General features: G+C 55.9%; 1 protein-coding gene. It reads right to left on the reverse strand.

The genetic code is table 11. The annotated features are described in order from the left end of the window. Positions 1-382: endonuclease domain-containing protein (locus tag V8P77_RS34740; protein ID WP_335916769.1), on the reverse strand; the 382-nt coding region annotated here is incomplete at its 3' end. Positions 383-449: the final 67 nt, after the last annotated feature.

The following is a 449-nucleotide window of genomic DNA, read 5'->3' on the forward strand; positions in this document are numbered from 1 at the left end:
AGAATCGCAAATCCGCCACCTCGACGCGCTCGGTCAATCGCCCGTCGCAGACTGCAAGAATGGTATCCAGAACGGATGGCAGCGCTCTCAGCACGTCCACATTCCAGAAACGAACAACCGGCCAGCCATTGCCGGTCATGAAGACATCACGAATGCCATCTCGTCGACTTTCTGCATGTTGGCTGCCGTCGATTTCGATGACGAGTCGCAGTTCACGGCAGGCGAAATCTGCAAAATAGGCACCGATCGGCAATTGTCGGACAAACTTGTTTCCGTTGAGCCGCCGATCACGCAGCTCATTCCACAGCCTGTCTTCTGCATCATTCTCCGACTGACGCAACGATCGCGCTCGGGCGGTGGTTTTGGGCTTGGGACCTCTCATTAAAAGTCCTTCCGTGTGATTTGCCCCTCACCCTAACCCTCTCCCCGTAAAAACGGGGAGAGGGGAC

Origin of the sequence: Rhizobium aouanii, from assembly GCF_037002925.1 — a bacterium.
Taxonomy (GTDB): Bacteria; Pseudomonadota; Alphaproteobacteria; order Rhizobiales; family Rhizobiaceae; genus Rhizobium; species Rhizobium aouanii.